This is a genomic window from Microbacterium sp. F2 (assembly GCF_052274505.1).
Taxonomy (GTDB): Bacteria; Actinomycetota; Actinomycetes; order Actinomycetales; family Microbacteriaceae; genus Microbacterium.
This window is the reverse complement of sequence record NZ_JBNVBV010000004.1, coordinates 153,568-172,362: the sequence shown is the minus strand read 5'-3', so window position 1 is coordinate 172,362 and position 18,795 is coordinate 153,568. Positions and strand designations below refer to the sequence as shown.

The window sequence follows — 18,795 nt, the reverse complement described above, 5'->3', positions numbered from 1 at the left end:
CCATGCTGGGTGAACACGAGTACACCGTTCGCGCCGAATGGACCGGCAACCGCGGTGTCGGCACCGCTGGTTACCGCGACTACGCCCGAGACGTCACGCTGCAGATCGAGGGGAAGCCGGAGCTTCTGGTCTCCAGCGACAAGCCGTTTCGTGGGGATGCGTCGAGGTGGAACCCGGAGGATCTCCTCGTTGCGGCCCTGAGCGAGTGCCACCTGCTGTCTTACTTGCACGCGGCCGTTCAGGCCGGGGTCGTGGTGGTCGCGTATCGGGATACCGCGACCGGAGTCATGGTGGAGGACGGTCGCGGTGGCGGCAGTTTCCGTGAGGTGACGCTGCACCCCGTCGTTACGGTGGCTGACGAGTCGATGCGATCCGCCGCCGAGGCTGCCCACCATCAGGCCAACCAGTGGTGCTTCATTGCGAACTCGGTGAACTTTCCGGTCCACCATCGCCCCACGACACTCGTGGTAGGGCTCGATACCTGAGCCCGCCGGTCAGCGGCGCTCGTGGGGGAGTGCCTGCTTGATGCGTTCGATCGGCGACTGCGGCTGGACCTCGTTGTAGGCGCCGGCGAGTTCCTGCCCCGACAGGGCATGGATCGCGGCCATGATCTCGTCGGTTGCGCCTCGGCGGGCGCGACCGGAGGAAGCGTGGCCATGGTGGGACAGATCCAGCGGCTCACCGAACTTGACAGTGATGCGGTGCTTCGGGGAGGGCACGGTCGCACCCTTCGGCATGACCTTGTCCGTGCCGATGAGGCCCACGGGAACGACGGGTGCGCCGGTCTGGAGCGCCAGGAAGGCGACTCCCGTGCGCCCCTTGTAGAGGCGACCGTCGACCGAGCGTGTGCCCTCCGGATACAGCGCGACGGCGCTCCCCGCCTCGAGGAGGGCGCGCTGTTGATCCAGGGCATCGAGGGCGGCTTGACCTGCGCCACGACGAACCGGAATCGCTCCGATCGACGTGAAGAACTGGCGCGATGCCCACCCCGAAAGACCTGAGCCTTCGAAGTAGCTGGACTTCGCGAGGAAGTGAACCCGACGCGGTGCCGCGACCGGGATGGCGATCGAGTCGATGAAGGAGAGATGGTTGCTCGCGAAGATGACGGGTCCGCTCCGGGGTACCAGATGCTTGCCTTCGACGCGCGGTCGATAGATCAGACGTGCAAGCGGCGTGATCACCGTACGTCCGAGTACGTAAGCGACACCCATGCGTCGACGGGTCCGAGTGCCGTCAGACACGGGCTCCTCGGCTGCGGGGGCGGTGGGGTCGACGGTCACCCGTCGAGGCTACCGCCGCTTTCATTCCCCGATCGGAATGGCGCGGAGAGTGCGATTCCCAGCGGAGACAGAGGAATTGTGCGAAAGGATGGGGGATCCGCCCACAGCAGAGGATCATTGTGCGCTCACGCTCCCTTCTCGCCCTGACCGTCGCCGCGACCGCGGCACTACTTCTCGCTGGTTGTACATCGGCTGCCGAAAGCGACCCGACGGCGACAACCGTCGATAACGGTGGACTCTGCGCGGCAGCTGCAGAGTCGGGCCCCGTTTCCGAGTCCGTGACAGTCGAGGGCGAGTTCGGACAGGTCCCCTCCGCCTCGTTCTCGACCCCGATCGCTGTTGAGGCACTGCAGCGGACGGTCGCCATCACCGGCGACGGAACCGCCCTGACCGACGGGGCGTATGTCTCGTACGCCCTTACCGTCTTCGACGGTGACACGGGAGCTCAGGTGGATTCTGCGGGGTATGACGAGGCCGCGCCGCTCGCGCCGATTCCGGTGGAGGTCGGCACGGGTATCGATGAGTTCTTCGGATGCGCAACGGCGGGATCGCGGATCGTTCTGGCAGTTCCTGGCCAGGGCGAGACTGCAGCGCAGGTCTACGTCCTCGATGTGCTCGATGTCACGCCGGCCGATCAGTGGTGCCAGGTCGTGGACGCAGACGCCGCGATGCCGACCGTCACGTTCGACGAGAGCGGTGCACCCGCCATCGCGATCCCCGCATCCGACCCGCCGAGCGGTGTTGTCGTCGACGTTCTCACGGAGGGCGACGGAGCCGTCGTCGAGCCCGGTGACAGCGTTACGGTCAACTACACCGGCGTGAAGTGGAGCGATGGCACCGTCTTCGACTCCAGTTGGGAGAAGGGCTCGCCCGCGACCTTCCAGACCACGCAGGTCGTGTCCGGTTTCCAGCGAGCACTTGAGGGGCAGAAGGTCGGCTCGACCGTCCTCGTTTCGATGTCGCCCCTGTGTGGATACGGCGAAGCATCAGTGACCAACACCAACGCGCTGGCCGGCGAGACTCTCGTCTTCGTCGTGCAGATCATCTCGACCGAGCCCGCGGCGGGCTGAGCACGTCCCGACGCGGCGCAGCGCGAGGCCCTCGATAGGCTGAGGGCATGCGCCGCGTCATCATTCTCGGCTCCAGCGGGTCGATCGGCACGCAGGCACTCGACGTCATTCGGGGTAACCGGGACCGGTTCGAGGTCGTCGGTCTGGCGACCGGGAGTCAGCGCAAGGTCCTCGAGGCGCAGGCCCGCGAGTTCGGTGTTGAGAGCACGGCTGTCGGCATCCGTGAGGCAGAGCAGTTGGTTCGGGATGTCGAGGCTGATGTCGTCCTCAATGGCATCACGGGATCGGTCGGCCTCGGGCCGACCATCGCCGCGCTGGAGGAGGGGCGGACGCTGGCGCTGGCGAACAAAGAGTCGCTCATCGTCGGCGGCGAACTGGTGACAGCGCTCGCGCAGCCGGGGCAGATCGTTCCGGTGGATTCCGAGCACTCTGCGATCGCCCAGGCCCTGCGCTCCGGCGAGCGGGCAGAGGTCCGCCGCTTGGTGCTGACCGCGTCAGGCGGCCCGTTCCGTGGCCGTTCCCGCGAAGCGCTGGAGTCGGTGACGCCCGCCGAGGCGCTGGCGCATCCGACCTGGAACATGGGCCGGGTGGTCACCACGAACTCGGCGACCCTGGTCAACAAGGGCCTCGAGGTGATCGAGGCGCACCTGCTGTTCGACGTGCCCTACGCACAGATCGACGTGGTGGTGCACCCGCAGTCGGTTGTCCACTCGATGGTGGAGTTCAGTGATGGCTCCACGATCGCCCAGGCATCCCCGCCCGATATGCGCCTCCCGATCTCGCTCGGCCTGGACTGGCCGCATCGCATCGCCGGAGTCGGTGCACCTATCGACTGGAGCGTCGCCACCACCTGGAGCTTCGAGCCACTGGATGAGAAAGCCTTTCCTGCCGTCGCGTTGGCAAAGCGCGTGGGGCGCGCAGGCGGAACGTATCCGGCGGTTTTCAATGCTGCAAACGAGGTAGTTGTGGATGCCTTCCACGACGGGGACATCGGATTCCTCGACATCCTCGTGACCGTCGAGCGGGTCGTCGATGCCCATGATGCGCCGTCATCGCTCACCCGCGAGAGCCTCGCGGAGGCCGAACAGTGGGCCCGGCGCAGGGCGGCCGAGCTCGTGCGGTCAGGTCAGTAGGTCGTCAGGCCGCGCGCGCGGAATTGCCGGCGAACGCGTTCGATCAGCTCCGGTTCCGGGGCGCGGGTCTCAGCCAGGCTGTACGCACGCCCCAGGCGGTCCCACTTCGAGGCGCCCATCTGGTGGAACGGGAGAACCTCGACCCGCTCCACGTTCGACCACCGCGCGACGATACCAGCAACGGCGTCGACGTTGTCTTCGGCATCCGTGAGTCCCGGCACGAGAACGAAGCGGATCCACGTGGGAATTCCCCGGGCGGCGAGGCGATCACCGAAGTCGATGGTCGGTTGCAGCTCCCGTCCGGTGACCGTGCGGTAGGTCTCGGGGATGCCGGATTTCACGTCCAGCAGCACGAGGCTGACATCGTCGAGCATCGCGTCGGACGCGTTGCGACCCAGGTAGCCCGAGGTGTCGATGGCGGTGTGGATGCCTTCTGCAGCCGCTTCGTGAAGGATGCGGGCAACGAACGCGGACTGCTGCAGCGGTTCGCCGCCCGAGATCGTCAATCCGCCGCCGGTGGCCCGGAAGACGCCGGCGTAGCGGCGGATGCGGGTGACGATCTCGGCGAGCGTCGTGGGCGTTCCATCCTTCTGGAGCCACGTGTCGGGGTTCTGACAGTACTGGCACCGCAGCGGGCAGCCGGAGAGGAACAGCGTCATTCGGGTACCCGGCCCGTCGACGGCGGTGACGAGCTCCCAGGAGTGGACGCTTCCCACCTCGCCGGCGCGGGCCGCCTCAAGACGCGCGTGGTGCGTCTCAAGGCGGCCCGCGTGGACCGTCGGCTGCGGAAGCGCGACGGCGGTCATGTCACACCCCCGCGTGGAAGGTGCGGCTGATCACGTCGAGCTGCTGCTCGCGGGTGAGCCGGACGAAGTTGACGGCGTAACCCGAGACCCGGATGGTCAACTGGGGGTAGTTCTCCGGGTTCTCCATCGCGTCTTCGAGCGTTTCCCGCGTGAGGACGTTGACGTTCAAGTGGTAACCACCTGCAGCCATCTGGGCATCCAGGAGTCCGACGAGGTTCGCGACCCGCTCATCCTCGGTGCGGCCGAGGCCCGCGGGGACGACAGTCGTGGTCAGCGAGATGCCGTCCTGCGCCTGGTCGAAGGGGATCTTGGCGACCGAGAGGGTGGCTGCCAGCATTCCGTGCGTGTCGCGACCGTTCATCGGGTTCGCACCCGGTGCAAACGGGGCTCCGGCGCGGCGCCCGTCGGGGGTGTTGCCGGTGGCCTTGCCATAGACGACGTTCGAGGTGATCGTCAGCACGGACTGGGTGTGGACGGCGTCCCGGTAGGTCGGGTGCGAGCGCAGCATCTCCATGAACTCGGTCACGAGCTCCCGTGCGATGTCATCGACACGGTCGTCGTCGTTGCCGTAGGTGGGGAACTCGCCCTCCACGACGTAGTCGACCACGAGGCCAGTCTCGTTGCGGACGGGGGACACCCGAGCGAACTTGATGGCCGACAGGGAGTCTGCCGCCACCGAGAGTCCCGCGATACCGCAGGCCATCGTGCGCAGGACCTCCCGGTCATGCAGCGCCATCTCGAGCCGCTCGTATGCGTACTTGTCGTGCATGTAGTGGATGCAGTTCAGCGCGTCGACGTAGGTTGCGGCAAGCCACTCCATGAGCGTGCGGAACTTGCCGCGCACGTCGTCGTAGTCGAGCACGTCGCCGACCACGGCCGGCATCACGGGAGCGACCTGCTTGCCGCTGACCTCGTCGCGGCCGCCGTTGATGGCGTAGAGGAGGGTCTTGGCGAGGTTCACCCGCGCGCCGAAGAACTGCATCTGCTTGCCGACGCTCATGGGCGAGACGCAGCAAGCGATCGCCGCATCGTCTCCGCACAGGCCCCGGATGAGGGCATCCGATTCGTACTGGATGGAGGACGTGTCGATCGACACCTTCGCGCAGAACTCCTTGAACCCGCGGGGGAGGTCGTTCGACCACAGCACCGTCAGGTTCGGCTCGGGCGCTGGGCCCAGGTTGTAGAGAGTTTGCAGGAACCGGAACGCCGTCTTGGTGACGAGCGTCCGCCCGTCAACGCCCGTGCCCCCCAGCGACTCGGTCACCCATGTCGGGTCGCCGGAGAACAGGGCGTCGTACTCGGGCGTGCGCAGGAACCGCACGATCCGAAGCTTGATGACGAGGTCGTCGATGAGTTCTTGCGCTCCCGTTTCGTCGAGGACGCCGGCCTCGAGGTCGCGCTGAATGTAGACATCCAGGAACCCGGTGTTACGGCCGAAGCTCATCGCCGCGCCGTTTTGCTCCTTCACCGCACCGAGGTAGGCGAAGTAGAGCCACTGCAGGGCCTCGCGAGCGTTCGCTGCGGGACGCGCGATGTCGTAGCCGTACGTTGCTGCCATCCGGGTCAGTTCCTGGAGGGCACGGATCTGCTCGGCGTTCTCTTCCCGATCACGGATGATGCTCTCGGTCGAGAAGTGCATGTCGAGCTCGGCGTGCTCGGCCTTCTTGGCATCGATCAGGGCGTCGGTTCCGTAGAGCGCGACCCTGCGGTAGTCACCGATGATGCGGCCGCGGCCATAGGCATCCGGGAGTCCGGTGATGAGGTGACTGCTGCGTGCCCGGCGGACAGCAGGCGGGTAGACGTCGAAGACACCGTCGTTGTGGGTCTTGCGATAGGTCGTGAAGATCTTCTCCAGGTCGGCTGGCACGTCGTAGCCGTACGTCTCCAACGCTCCCTTGACCATGCGCCATCCACCATTGGGCATGATGGCGCGCTTGAGGGGGGCGTCTGTTTGCAGGCCGACGATCAGTTCGTCTTCACGAGCGATGTAGCCCGGTGCGTGCGAGGTGATCGTCGAGGGCGTGGTGGCGTCGACGTCGTACACGCCGCGCTCGCGCTCGGTGGGGAACATCGCGGTCAGCGTCTGCCAGACCCGCTGCGTCCGCTCGGTTGCGCCCGCCAGGAACGAGGCATCACCGCTGTAGGGCGTGTAGTTGCGCTGAATGAAGTCGCGGACGTCAATGGCGTCTTGCCAGGGGCCTGCGACGAATCCGTCCCAGGCCGCGGGGATCGCGTCTGCCTGGTCGACGGGGGTGGGGGTGACGGTGCTCATGGTGACGCATCTCCTTCGTGGGTGTCGAAGTGTGGGTCACTCGTCTCGGCGACGGGTTACGCCGCCGCGGGAGTGCTTCTGACACCGACGCTAGACCTGTGTCGCAGACCCGTCCGAAAGATGCACGAATCGCTACATCCGTGTGGTCTGACCACACAGATGTTTGTGGTCAGACCACAAGGGGTCAGCTGCGCTTGCGACCGAAGATCAGCCCGAACAGCAGCAGCACCACGATCGAGCCGATCAGGGCGAAGACCCAGCCCGAAAAGTTCCAGAACGTCGTGTACACGTCCAGCCCGAACAGCCCCGCGATCCACCCGCCGACCATGGCGCCGAGCAGGCCCAGCAGGATGGCGACGAACCAGCCGCCGACCTGCTTACCGGGAAGGATGATGCGGGCGATGATGCCCGTCAGGATGCCGAGAATGGCGAAGGCAAAGAAACCCACGGGAAGGTCCTTTCGAGTCGGGCGACGCTGTGGTCAGTCGGGGTAGGGGACAGGCCAGCGCGGCTCGGGAACCGGCCAACCGGCGTCCCGCAGAGCCCGACGTGACAGCTCCCGGGCAGAATAGGGGGTTCGCACGCCGCGGATGTCGCGGTAGTCCTGGTGGCCGGGTCCTGCCCACAGGATCGCGTCGCCGTCGCCGACCAGTGCCACGGCCTCGACGATCGCTCGCTCGGGGGGCGAGTATTCATAGATCTCGGCATCCGGTCGCGCGTTCCGAGCCCCCTCCAGCAGGGTCGCCCGAATCGAATCGGGGTCCTCGAACCGCGGGTGGTGGTCCGTGATGACCAGGATGTCGCTGCCCTCGACCGCGGTGCGGCCCATGTCGTGGCGTTTGCTCTTGTCGCGATCGCCGTCGGCGCCGAAGAGCATGAGGACCCGCCCCGGCGTGACGCGGCGGACGGCAGCGAGGGTCTTCTCGAAGGCGTCGGGAGAGTGGCCGAAATCGACGTAGATGGCGGGCCCCGACGGCCCCGACACGAGCTCAGTTCGCCCGGGGAGGTGGGCGCGGATGACCCCGTCGTCGAGGGTCTGGGTTATGCGGGCCCAGTCGTAACCTGCCTCCAAGATCATGACGATCGCCTGGGCTGCGTTGGCTGCCATGTGGCGGCCGATCACCGGGACCGTGGTCGAGAGCGAACGACCCTCGGGCCCCGAGAGGCGGAATCGGGTGCCGTCGGGCAGCTCGTCGAGGATCTCGACCGTCCAGTCGGCGGCTGTCGCGGCATCCGGATCGGCGGCGATCGCCGGGGTGACGATCGTGACGTACGGTACCTCGCAGGCCGCGACGACGTCCGCACCGAACGCGGAGTCCAGGCAGATCACGGCGCGGCGCGAGCGGTCGGGGCGAAACAGCGGCACCTTCGCCTGGAAGTACTCAGCCATGTCGGCATAGTCGTCGAGGTGGTCATGCGAGAGGTTGGTGAACCCGGCCACGTCGAACACGATGCCGTCGACCCGCTGCCGGCTGAGGGCCTGAGCACTGACTTCGATGGCGACGGCCTCGACGCCGCGTTCGCGCATGAGGGCGAGGAGGGCATGCATCTCGTAGGCCTCAGGAGTCGTGAGGCGGGAGACGATGACATCGCCGGCGATGTGGCGCTCGGCTGTCGATGAGAGCCCCGAGGTGACGCCGAGCTGGGTGAGGATGCCTTCCAGCAGATGCGACACGCTCGTCTTGCCATTCGTGCCGGTCGTGCCGAACAGGATCGGAAGTGCGTCGCCAGCCCCGGTCGCATAGACCCAGGCCGACAGGACTCCGAGGATCCCGCGCGGGTCGGGCACGACAATCGTCGGCAGACCGCTTCCCAGGGCGCGTTCGCGACCGGCGGCATCCGTGACGACAGCGACGGCTCCTCGCGCCGCGGCGTCGCCAGCGAACTCCGCGCCGTGGCGCGTCCCGCCTTGGACGGCGACGAAGAGGTCGCCGGGGCGGAGGTCGGCGGTCGCGAGGGTAAGACCGGTGACGGATGCCAAGGCGTCGGCCGCCGCATCCTGAACTCCGCCGTCTCCTCCGCGTCGCTCGATCGAGGCTCCGAGGTGTGCCGCGAGGTCCGCGAGGCGGTGCACGGGGGGGTTCTGCGGCCGGAGCACGGGCGGCAGGTTCGCGGGATCTGTCGTCATGGCGCCTCCATCTTCTCACCCGCGCACTGGGCTGACTCAAAGGCAGAGCCGATAGCGTGGCGGCGTGGATGTGGTCGCCTTCATCGTCGGTGTCGTCGTGCTCGTGGTGGGCCTGGCGATCTCGATTGCGCTGCACGAGATCGGCCACCTCGTTCCTGCGAAGCGATTCGGGGTGCGGGTCGGTCAGTACATGGTCGGTTTCGGACCCACGCTGTGGTCCCGTCGCCGAGGCGAGACCGAGTACGGCGTGAAGGCGATTCCGGTCGGCGGTTACATCTCCATGGCCGGAATGTACCCGCCCTCGCCGGCAGCCCGTGCCGCGGCAGCCGAGGGTGGCGCAGTTTCGGGTCGTGCCGGCGGCGGCTTCTTCGCGACGATGGTGCAGGATGCTCGCGCCGCGAACGACGAGACGCTCGACGGCGCCGACGATGACCGCGTCTTCTATCGACTGCCGGTGTACAAGCGCGTCATCATCATGCTCGGTGGGCCGCTCATGAACCTCGTGTTCGCGATCTTCCTCATGACCATCGTGCTCAGCGGCATCGGTGTGCAGACGGTGACGAACACCGTCGCAACGGTGAGCACGTGTGTTCCCGCCGAGGCTGGCCAAGAGTGCCAGGCCGGCAATCCGCCCTCACCTGCGGCGGCAGCAGGCATCCAACCCGCCGATGTCATCGTGTCGGTCGACGGTCAAGAGGTCTCGGATTTTGCCGCGGCAGCCGCCCTCATCCAGGCCGCTCCGGGTGAGAGCGTACCGATCGTGGTCGATCGCGGCGGTCAGACCCTCTCGCTGTCGGTGACACCTGCCGCCGTGACGCGCGAGGTCGTTGATGAGGATGGTCAGACCGTTGACACCCAGGTCGGCGTGATCGGCGTCACGGGGACTGTCGATTACGTGCGTCAGCCGATCTGGTCGGGCCCCATCGCCGCAGTCGACAACGTCGGCGCAGTCGCCGGAATTATCGTGCAGCTTCCCGTGAAGGTCTACGAAACGGCAGCGTCCCTGGTGACCGGCGCCGAGCGCGATCCGAATGGGCCGCTCAGTATCGTCGGTGCCGGCGCGATCGCGGGTGAAGTGGCAGCAACCGATGCCCCGGTCGTCAATCGCGTCGCGGTCATCCTCTCGCTCTTGGCGTCACTGAACATCGCGCTGTTCGTGTTCAACCTCATCCCGCTACTCCCGCTGGATGGGGGTCACATCGCCGTCGCGCTGTGGGGCGGCATCCGCAGCTGGTGGGCACGCATTCGCGGTCGCGCCGAACCCGCTCCGATTGACGCGACCAAACTCGTGCCTCTCACCTTCGTCGTGGTGATAGCCCTGATCGTGATGGGCGGCATCCTGATCATCGCTGACCTCGTGAACCCCATCTCGCTCTTCGGCTGAGGTGGTCCCGCCGCAATCTTGCCGCGGACATCACTGAGGGTCGAGTGCCCATCCGATCAGCTGGTGCAGCGTCGACATGCCGTCGCGCGAGAGAATCGACTCCAGGTGTCCCTGCACCGAAGCGAACCCCGTGCCGCGCAGGGCATAGACGTCGCCTGTCGCGGGGTCCGCTGCGATCTCCACACCGGCAATCGTGGTCGCTGGAGCGCAGCGCGCCGTGAACGTGTTGTAGAAACCGATCGAGGCGGGCTGGCCAAAGACATCGACGGTCAGCTGCAGGCCCTGGTGGGGCTGCGCCAGCGGAGCGAGTTCGATGCCGAGTTCGCTCGCAAGGATCTGATGGCTCAGGCACACCGCGAGCAGCGGTGCGGATGCCGCGCGGCGTCGCGCGATGATCTCGCGCAGCCGCGCCATCCGTGGCGACGAGGGATCCAGCGGATCACCGGGACCCGGGCCCGAGACGAGCAGCTCCGCAGCGTCAACCGCGTCATCGGTCACGGCATCCCAGGGGACGATCGCGACGCCCAGTCCGAGGTGGCTGAGCTGGTGCGCGAGCATCGTCGTGAAGCGGTCTTCGGCATCGACGACAAGCGCCCGGCGCCCCGCAAACGGCCCCGAGCCCACCGGCTCCTGAGGGTTCAGCCAGAACGGCGCGAGCCTCGAATTCCGGGATTCCAGGAGCGCGGCGATCGTCGGATTATCGGCCAGCCGCCTGGGTTCAGCAGTGGGGGCATCCTCGTCGAGAGTCACGACAGCGGGCTGGGCTTCGCGCGGGATCGCTCCGATCGCGCCCAGCACACCGGCTGCCTTGCCGTGCGTCTCGCTGACCTCGCCGTACGGGTCCGAGTGACGCACGAGCGTGGCGCCGACGGGCACTCGCAGGCGGCCGTCTTCGATGTACGCAGTGCGGATGAGGATCGGGGCGTCGAGGTCGTGGGTGACGACATCGGCTCCCTGACCGGAGGTGGCATCCGTGCGCGGCGTGAACAGCGCGGCGACTCCGGAGTAGTAGCCCCGCGGAGTCGTCTCATGCCGGGTGATGACGGTGCACGCGTTCTGCATGGGGGAGCCGGTGACCGTCGGTGCGAACATCGTCTCGCGCAGGATGTCGCGCGGGTCCAGCCTGCTCGACCCGCGCAGCATGTACTCGGTGTGCGTGAGGCGCGACATCTCTTTCAGGTGAGGGCCGGTGATGCGCCCACCGTCGGTGCACACGGCGCTCATCATCTTGAGCTCTTCGTCGACGACCATGAACAGCTCTTCGGTCTCCTTGGTGGAGCGCAAGAATTCGCTGAGGTTGTCGACGGTCGCCCCTCCCTCGGGATGGCGGAACGTTCCCGAGATCGGATTCATCGTGACGATGCCGGCCTCGGCGCTGACGTGCGCCTCGGGACTCGCTCCGACCGCGACGTGGCCGTCGGTCACCACCGCGAAGGTCCAATAGGCGCCGCGCTCATGCTCCAGCAGAGCCCGGAACCAGGCGAGTGCCGCGACCCGTGGGTCAGCGTCGACATCGGCCGTGAAATCGCGACGGATGACGAAGTTGGCGCCCTCGCCGCGACCGATCTCATCGGCGATGACCCGACGCACGATATCGGCATACGCCTCGTCGTCGATGTCGAACCCGGCGTTTCGGAGCGGAATGTCGTCGTGAGGGAGGGTGGCCAGCGCCTCATCGCGCGGATAGGTGGCACGCTCGGTGATCACCAGACACCGCAGCGGGGCATCGTCATCGTGGCAGGCGAACCCGCGTTCGCGGACCTGTCGGAACGGCACGAGTGCGAGAACCTCGCGGGGCGTCCCATCGGTTGCCAGCAGGGGGATGTCGCGCAACAGCTCGACATCGACGACGTCGCCGGTGAGCACTTCGACGGTGACGGCGTCGCGGGCGAGGATGGCGAACGGCAGGTCGCTGGTGGCGAGCCCGGCAAGCGGGGGAAGGGGAGTCCCGGTCATGGATCGGTCTTTCGTCGTGGGGCGGCCACCCTCACAAAGAAGACCGCCCCGGGGGCGGTCTCAGGATCAACGAGCACACCGCCTCAGACGGTGGGCCACCATGCGGTGCTCGCGAACATGCGCCGAAACTACCACAATGGCGCCAAAGACAGCCGCGCGCTCTAGTGCGGTGATGTCGCGGGCACTAGATTCTGGGCATGACGGACTCTCAAGATCCCACCCGCTCTGACGACCTGCGCCAGCGCGCTGTCGCGAGCCTGCGTGCTAAGCAAGGTTTCTGGTACAGCCTGGCCACCTGGGTTGTGCTCTCTGCGTTCTTCGTGCTGATCTGGGCGCTCACCGGAATGGGTGGCTTCTGGCCCGTATGGCCCATCGCCGGCATCGCCATCGGTGTGGCCTTTGCTGGTATCCGCGCCTACGGGCCCTCGCGTGGTGCCCTCACCGAGAGCAAGATTCAAGACGAGATGCGTCGACTGCAGTAACGCCGACCTACCAGGGCGAGGTCGGCCTGCCACCCAGCCAGAATGCGTAGGCTGGTCCCGTGCCAGCTGTGAACATCGGAATGCCGAAGGTCCCCGAAACCCTCGCTCCGCGCCGCAAGAGCCGTCAGATCAAGGTGGGCAAGGTTCTGGTGGGCGGAGATGCCCCCGTCAGTGTCCAATCGATGACGACGACGCCGACGACCAACATCAACGCGACTCTGCAGCAGATCGCCGAACTCACGGCATCCGGGTGTGAGATCGTGCGGGTGGCAGTGCCGTCCCAGGATGACGCCGACGTGCTGCACATCATCGCGGCCAAGAGTCAGATCCCGGTGATCGCAGACATCCATTTCCAGCCCAAGTACGTCTTTCAGGCGATCGACGCCGGTTGCGCGGCGGTTCGCGTGAATCCCGGCAACATCCGAAAGTTCGACGACCAGGTCGGAGCGATCGCGAAGGCTGCGCAGGCGGCTGGGGTGTCGCTGCGGATCGGCGTCAACGCGGGTTCTCTGGACCGGCGCCTGCTCGAGAAGTACGGCAAGGCGACCCCCGAGGCGCTCATGGAGAGCGCTGTCTGGGAGGCTTCGCTGTTCGAGGAACACGACTTCCACGACTTCAAGATCTCGGTCAAGCACAACGACCCCGTCGTGATGGTGAAGGCTTACCGGCTGCTGGCCGAGCGCGGTGACTGGCCGCTCCACCTCGGTGTTACCGAGGCGGGACCCGCCTTCCAGGGCACGATCAAGTCGGCCACAGCCTTCGGCATCCTCCTCGGCGAGGGGATCGGCGACACCATCCGCGTCTCGCTGTCCGCTCCGCCCGCCGAAGAGGTGAAGGTCGGGCACCAGATCCTGCAGTCGCTGAACCTGCGTGAGCGAAAGCTCGAGATCGTGTCGTGCCCGTCGTGCGGGCGCGCGCAGGTCGACGTGTACTCCCTCGCAGACAACGTCACCGAGGGACTCAAAGACATGACGGTGCCGCTGCGCGTCGCGGTCATGGGCTGTGTCGTGAACGGGCCCGGCGAGGCCCGGGACGCCGACCTCGGCGTTGCCTCGGGTAACGGCAAGGGTCAGATCTTCGTCAAGGGTGAGGTCATCAAGACCGTGCCGGAATCAGAGATCGTTGCCACCCTCATCGAGGAAGCCAACCGGCTCGCCGACGAGATGGGGCCGGACGCGCCGCTCGGCACTGCGCAGGTCGTTACGAGCTAGTCCACGCGCTACGAACCCGCGACCCGTTCCAGTGCCTCAAGCGGGATCGAGACCCAGGTGGGCCGGTTGCGGATCTCGTACATGACTTCGTAGACCGCTTTGTCGGCGACATAGGCGTCAAGCAGCACGCCGTGAGCGCCGGTGAGCTCGGCGCCCGCGTCGTCGACCGGAACATCATCGGATGCCGCAGCAGCGACGTATGCCGCGACGAAGTGTTCGCGAGCTCGGGCCGACCACTCTCGTGCGCGCTCTGCCCGCAGGGCCTGTCCGTCGTCGGTGTCGGCATCCGTCGCCCAGGACATCTCGATCATGGCGGCCGCGTAGTCGAACGAGCGGAGCATTCCGGCAACATCCCGCCAGGGCGAGTCCGGAAGAGAGCGTAGGGCAAAGGGCCTGCCCGGTTCGCCCTCGAAATCAACGATGCGCCACCCGTGCGAGGTGCGCAGCGTCTGACCGAGATGAAGATCGCCGTGCACACGCTGGACCTCGAGACCGTCGAGCGCCGCGACCGCGTCGTAGAGGCGATGCAGTTGCGGGACGTGAGCCTCGAGCCCGGGAACCGACCTGCGAGCTTCGTCGAGTCGCCCGCGCATCGCTCGGGCGAGGTCGGCGGCAGTGTCGCCACCGCGCATCCCGGCGGGAAAGCGATCCCGCATCAGGGCGTGAACCTGCGCGAGGGCTTCGCCCAGACGCGCGGCCTCGCCGGCAAAGTCACCGCCAGAGTCCTCCACGCGCTGCTCCGGATCGGCGAGCAGCGTTCGAACACTCGCGATGGCCAGTTCGAATCCGTCGGTCGCTGTGGCCAGGAACTCCTGCAGCATCGCCGTCTGCAGTAACTGCCCGTCGACCTCGATCTCCACCCAGCCGTACAGCTGCGCGATGTACTCGGAACCGCCGCGGGTGAGTTCCTCGTGGATTTCGATGTCGGGATTGATGCCGGGGCTCACCTTGCGGAAAAGCTTCATGATTGCGGTGTCATCGAACCGCGCCGATGAGTTCGACTGCTCACCGGTCATCGGAGAGGACACAAGCGTGTCATCGAGAGGGTCGCCGCCGGGCATCCGGTGGAAGCGGAGCCGGTCGATCTGAGCGGTTCCCGCCGATTCTGCGGAGATGAAGCCGTCCAACCAGATGCGCATCGCCTCGCGGTCGTGGATGGCGTCGTAGAGGTGCACGGGGTCGCCGTCGGCCTCGATCGCGCCGACATAGGCGTGGCTGATCCGCTCCTCGATATCGGGGTACCCGCTGAGGGGCACCTGATACAGCTCACTGCCGGCATCCTCGTCGCCGTAGGTGACTGTGATGAGGTAGACGGTGAGGGACGGTCTGCCATGCTGGGCGGGAACCTCGGCGATCGTGCGCACATCGTTGACCTCGAACGGGCGCCCCTTGCCCCCGAACCAGCGGGTCCGTACCAGATAGCTCTCCAGGAGAGCGGCGTCGGGAGCGGTCACAGCAGCCCCACCTCCTCGGCATCGTCGGCCGGTGCGTGCAGCTGGAACCAGAAGAACCCGTGACCGCCGAGGGTAAGCAGGTAGGGCAGCTCACCGATCCGGGGGAACGGAACGCCGCCGACGAGCTCGACCGGCACGAGGCCTTCGAAGCGACGGAGGTCGAGTTCGACCGGCTGCGGGAACTGCGACAGATTGTTGACGCAGATGATGACATCCACGGTGCCGTCGTCGTTGGTGTGCTCCCGGGTGTAGGACAGCACAGAGGGGTTCGACCCGCCGAGGTCGTTGAAGCTGCCGAGTCCGAACGCGGGGTGGCGCTTGCGGGCCTGGATCATCTGCCGGGTCCACTGCAGCAGTGACGATCGATTCTCCTGCTGCGCTTCCACGTTCACCGCGAGGTATCCGTGCACCGGGTCCTGCACGATCGGCAGCGCGAGCTTGCCCGGGTTGGCCGTGGAGAACCCGGCGTTGCGGTCCGAGGTCCACTGCATGGGTGTGCGCACGCCGTCGCGGTCGCCGAGCCAGATGTTGTCGCCCATCCCGATCTCGTCGCCGTAATACAGCACCGGTGCGCCGGGCAGGGAGAGAAGCAGCGCCGTGAACAGCTCGATGCGATCGATGTCGTTGTCCAGCAGAGGCGCCAGGCGACGACGGATGCCGATGTTCGCCTTCATGCGCGGATCTTGCGCGTACTCATTCCACATGTAGTCGCGGTCTTCGTCGGTGACCATCTCGAGGGTCAGCTCGTCGTGGTTGCGCAGGAAGATGCCCCACTGACATCCGGCTGGGATCGGAGGAGTCTCGGCGAGGATGTCACTGATGGGGTAGCGGGACTCGCGACGCACTGCCATGAAGATGCGCGGCATGACCGGGAAGTGGAAGCACATGTGGCACTCGTCGCCGCCGACATCCGGGTTTCCGAAGTAGTCGACGACATCGGCAGGCCACTGGTTCGCCTCTGCCAGGAGCACGCGCCCCGGGTACTCGCGATCGACGATGCGGCGCACCTTCTTCAGGAACTCGTGTGTCTCGGGGAGGTTCTCGCCGTTGGTGCCGGGCCGCTCATAGAGATACGGGACGGCATCCAAACGGAACCCATCGAGTCCCATATCGAGCCAGAACCGCATTGCGTCCAGCACCGCGTCGTGGACGCGCGGGTTGTCGAAGTTCAGATCGGGCTGGTGCGAGAAGAACCGGTGCCAGAAGTACTGCTGCCGCACCGGATCCCACGTCCAGTTGCTCGGCTCGGTGTCGACGAAGATGATGCGGGCATCCTCGTAGAGCTCGTCGGTGTCGCTCCACACGTAGAAGTCGCCGTAGGGTCCGTTCGGGTCGCGGCGGCTCTCTTGGAACCACGGATGCTCGTCGCTGGTGTGGTTCATCACGAAGTCGATGATGACCCGCATGCCCCGCTCGTGCGCGGCATTGAGGAACGCCTGGAAGTCTTCGGTCGTTCCCAGGCCCGGCTGGATGCCGGTGTAGTCGGCAACGTCGTAGCCGCCGTCGCGCAGCGGGGAGGGGAAGAAAGGCGGAAGCCACAGGCAGTCGACCCCGAGCCACTCCAGGTAGTCCAGCTTGTCGATGAGGCCCCGAAAGTCTCCGGTTCCGTCGCCGTCACTGTCCTTGAAAGATCGAACCAGGACCTCGTAGAAGACGGCCGTCTTGAACCATTCGGGCTCCGCGCTTCCGGGAGTATCGGGGAACGGCTCCTGCGTCAGGATCGGGATGGAAACGGTATTGGTCGTCGGTTCCGCGGCGGTCATCTGTTCCTCCCGTGGTTCCGGATGTCGGCGGGTGTGGCCTGGTCGTCTGCCTAACCTGCCACACGTGTCTGCACGACGCTATCCCCTTGCGCTCGGGCAGCTCAGTCCCATAGGCGCCAGTAGGCGTTGATGGCGGGCTGCCCGCCGAGATGGGCGTACAGCACAGTCGAGTCTTGTGGAATGTCGCGGCTGCGTACCAGGTCGATGAGCCCCGCCAGCGACTTTCCTTCGTAGACGGGGTCGGTGATCATGGCCTCGAGCTGGGCGCCGAGCGCCATGGCCGCCATCGTCGATTCGACCGGGATGCCGTACAGATCGCCAGCCCATCCTTCGAGCACTTGGATCTCGTCGTCTCGGAGGTCGCGACCCAGTTCGATGAGGCTCGCGGTGTTGCGCGCGATGCGGGCTACCTGGTCGCGCGTCTTCTCGAGCGTCGCTGACGCGTCGATCCCGATGACCCGGCGGCTCACTCCGGTCAGCTCCTCGAGCGCCGCGAAGCCAGCGATCATGCCGGCGTGGGTCGACCCGGTCACGGTGCACACGATGATCGTGTCGAAGAAGACTCCGAGATGCTTCTCCTGCTCAGCGACCTCGAAAGCCCAGTTGGCGAACCCGAGGCCCCCCAGGGGGTGCTCCGAGGCTCCCGCGGGAATCGGATACGGAACGCCTCCGGCGTCCTCGACTTCCTGTAGCGCGCTCTTCCACGAGTCGCGGATACCGATGTCGAACCCCGCGTCGTCGAGGCGGGAGTCTGCTCCCATCATGCGGGAGAGCAGGATGTTGCCGACCTTATCGTTGGTCGGGTCCTCCCACGGCACCCACTTCTCTTGCACGAGCCGGGCCTTCAGCCCGAGATGGGCAGCAACGGCGGCGACCTGTCGCGTGTGGTTGGACTGGTAGCCGCCGATGGATACGAGGGTGTCTGCTCCAGATGCGAGGACGTCCGGGACGATGTACTCGAGCTTTCGGACCTTGTTGCCGCCGTACGCAAGACCGCTCGAGACATCTTCGCGCTTCGCCCAGATCTGTGCGCCGCCCAGGTGCCCGCTCAGGCGTGCGAGGTGGTGGACCGGGCTCGGCCCGAAAGTGAGCGGGTGGCGGGGGAACTCATGAAGCTTCATGCGGGGGCTGTCTCGTTTTCTGCGGTGGCGGGGGTGTGCGGGGTGGGGCAGTGGAGTCGGACTCGGTGACGAGATGGGTCCAGATCGATTCGGCGATCTCGGCGGCTCCGGCAGCATCGCCGCGCGCACATCGTGCGATGAGCTGCTCGTGACGCAGCGTCGAGAGCTCGGCGCGCTCCGACGAGAACTGTGCCCGCTCGGCACGGAGCAGGACCGGTTCGTAGAGGCGCAGGACTGTTCGCACCGCGTCGCTGTCGGCTACCTCGACGAGGACGCCGTGAAACAGCTCATCCGCTGCGATTGCGCCGTCGATGTCCCCCCGGCCGACCGCGGCTCTGAACAGGCGGTTGGCCGCTCGCATCCGTTCAATCGCTTCCCGGTCCAGGCGAGGTACCGCGCCCAGAGCGGCCAATCGGTGCATGGCTGCTACAACGTCGCGGGCGTCGCGAATCGCTCGCGGCTCGATCGGCGAGATGATCGTCGCTCGCCCCGGGGTCGTGTGCACCAATCCGGCGTTGGCCAGTTCGAGCAGCGCTTCGCGCACGGGGGTGCGGCTGACCCCCAGCCAGTGAGCGATATCGCCGTCGCGGACCTGTTCGCCCGGCGCGAGGGTGCCGTCCACGATGGCCGCGCGCAGCCGTGCCTGTACCTCGTCACGCAGGAGGGGGCGGTGGGTGCCCGCTGTCGAGGGGACCGGCATGCAATATATTGCAGGTGACTCGAGCAGGACTTGTC

16 protein-coding genes are annotated in these 18,795 nt (G+C 66.6%); 6 read left to right on the top strand and 10 right to left on the bottom strand.

The features are described 5' to 3' along the window. Positions 1–2 precede the first annotated feature (2 nt). On the top strand, positions 3–485 hold the full coding sequence (locus tag ACQVDU_RS09820) for an OsmC family protein (protein ID WP_300591099.1): 483 nt from the start codon (positions 3–5) through the stop codon (positions 483–485). A gap of 9 nt (positions 486–494) precedes the next feature. Here the strand turns inward: ACQVDU_RS09820 and ACQVDU_RS09815 are convergent, their stop codons facing one another. Then, positions 495–1,211 carry a lysophospholipid acyltransferase family protein gene (locus ACQVDU_RS09815; protein ID WP_300591101.1) on the bottom strand — a complete coding sequence of 239 codons (717 nt, stop codon included), beginning with the start codon at positions 1,209–1,211 and terminating at the stop codon, positions 495–497. 188 nt (positions 1,212–1,399) lie between these two features. Between ACQVDU_RS09815 and ACQVDU_RS09810 the strand changes: the two genes are divergently transcribed. Beyond that, a complete protein-coding gene (locus tag ACQVDU_RS09810) occupies positions 1,400–2,350 on the top strand; it encodes an FKBP-type peptidyl-prolyl cis-trans isomerase (RefSeq protein WP_443477009.1) in 951 nt (316 codons plus the stop codon). 47 nt (positions 2,351–2,397) lie between these two features. Then, the gene (gene dxr / locus ACQVDU_RS09805; RefSeq protein ID WP_443477008.1) at positions 2,398–3,483 is read left to right on the top strand and encodes a 1-deoxy-D-xylulose-5-phosphate reductoisomerase; all 1,086 of its coding nucleotides are present in this window, start codon (positions 2,398–2,400) and stop codon (positions 3,481–3,483) included. Here the strand turns inward: dxr and pflA are convergent. The 4 genes from pflA to ACQVDU_RS09785 form a co-directional block, all read right to left on the bottom strand. Further along, positions 3,477–4,289: a pyruvate formate-lyase-activating protein gene (pflA, locus tag ACQVDU_RS09800; protein WP_300591475.1), complete on the bottom strand. Its 813-nt coding sequence runs from the start codon at positions 4,287–4,289 to the stop codon at positions 3,477–3,479. The two genes, dxr and pflA, sit on opposite strands and share 7 nt — an antisense overlap. A 1-nt stretch (position 4,290) precedes the next feature. Then, complete coding sequence (pflB, locus tag ACQVDU_RS09795; RefSeq protein WP_300591474.1) at positions 4,291–6,561, bottom strand: formate C-acetyltransferase; 2,271 nt, start codon at positions 6,559–6,561, stop codon at positions 4,291–4,293. Positions 6,562–6,745: 184 nt separating this feature from the next. Next, positions 6,746–7,009: a GlsB/YeaQ/YmgE family stress response membrane protein gene (locus tag ACQVDU_RS09790; RefSeq protein WP_228177678.1), complete on the bottom strand. Its 264-nt coding sequence runs from the start codon at positions 7,007–7,009 to the stop codon at positions 6,746–6,748. A 33-nt stretch (positions 7,010–7,042) separates the two neighbouring features. Further along, positions 7,043–8,689 carry a Mur ligase family protein gene (locus tag ACQVDU_RS09785; protein WP_443477007.1) on the bottom strand — a complete coding sequence of 549 codons (1,647 nt, stop codon included), beginning with the start codon at positions 8,687–8,689 and terminating at the stop codon, positions 7,043–7,045. Positions 8,690–8,753: 64 nt separating this feature from the next. Between ACQVDU_RS09785 and ACQVDU_RS09780 the strand changes: the two genes are divergently transcribed. Then, complete coding sequence (locus tag ACQVDU_RS09780) at positions 8,754–10,073, top strand: M50 family metallopeptidase (protein ID WP_443477006.1); 1,320 nt, start codon at positions 8,754–8,756, stop codon at positions 10,071–10,073. Positions 10,074–10,103: 30 nt separating this feature from the next. Here ACQVDU_RS09780 and ACQVDU_RS09775 read toward each other — a convergent pair whose 3' ends face one another. Then, positions 10,104–12,029 (bottom strand): anthranilate synthase family protein, encoded by a 1,926-nt coding sequence (locus tag ACQVDU_RS09775; protein ID WP_443477005.1) that lies wholly within the window; start codon positions 12,027–12,029, stop codon positions 10,104–10,106. 197 nt (positions 12,030–12,226) lie between these two features. Between ACQVDU_RS09775 and ACQVDU_RS09770 the strand changes: the two genes are divergently transcribed. Next, entirely contained in the window at positions 12,227–12,511 is a 285-nt protein-coding gene (locus ACQVDU_RS09770; RefSeq protein WP_300590312.1) for a 2TM domain-containing protein, read from the top strand. A gap of 80 nt (positions 12,512–12,591) precedes the next feature. Continuing rightward, positions 12,592–13,722: a flavodoxin-dependent (E)-4-hydroxy-3-methylbut-2-enyl-diphosphate synthase gene (ispG, locus tag ACQVDU_RS09765; RefSeq protein ID WP_292712156.1), complete on the top strand. Its 1,131-nt coding sequence runs from the start codon at positions 12,592–12,594 to the stop codon at positions 13,720–13,722. Between the two features lie 8 nt (positions 13,723–13,730). Here ispG and ACQVDU_RS09760 read toward each other — a convergent pair whose 3' ends face one another. From ACQVDU_RS09760 to ACQVDU_RS09745, 4 genes are all read right to left on the bottom strand, one after another. Further along, positions 13,731–15,176 carry a maltokinase N-terminal cap-like domain-containing protein gene (locus tag ACQVDU_RS09760; protein WP_300590310.1) on the bottom strand — a complete coding sequence of 482 codons (1,446 nt, stop codon included), beginning with the start codon at positions 15,174–15,176 and terminating at the stop codon, positions 13,731–13,733. Continuing rightward, positions 15,173–16,939 (bottom strand): maltose alpha-D-glucosyltransferase, encoded by a 1,767-nt coding sequence (gene treS, locus ACQVDU_RS09755; protein ID WP_443477004.1) that lies wholly within the window; start codon positions 16,937–16,939, stop codon positions 15,173–15,175. Before treS ends, ACQVDU_RS09760 begins: the two co-directional genes overlap by 4 nt. 101 nt (positions 16,940–17,040) lie before the next feature. Then, positions 17,041–18,060 carry a 1-aminocyclopropane-1-carboxylate deaminase gene (locus ACQVDU_RS09750; protein ID WP_292711972.1) on the bottom strand — a complete coding sequence of 340 codons (1,020 nt, stop codon included), beginning with the start codon at positions 18,058–18,060 and terminating at the stop codon, positions 17,041–17,043. Next, positions 18,047–18,760, bottom strand: coding sequence for a GntR family transcriptional regulator (locus ACQVDU_RS09745; RefSeq protein ID WP_300590306.1), 714 nt, complete (start codon positions 18,758–18,760; stop codon positions 18,047–18,049). The genes ACQVDU_RS09750 and ACQVDU_RS09745 overlap by 14 nt, the downstream gene beginning before the upstream one ends. Between the last annotated feature and the right edge of the window lie 35 nt (positions 18,761–18,795).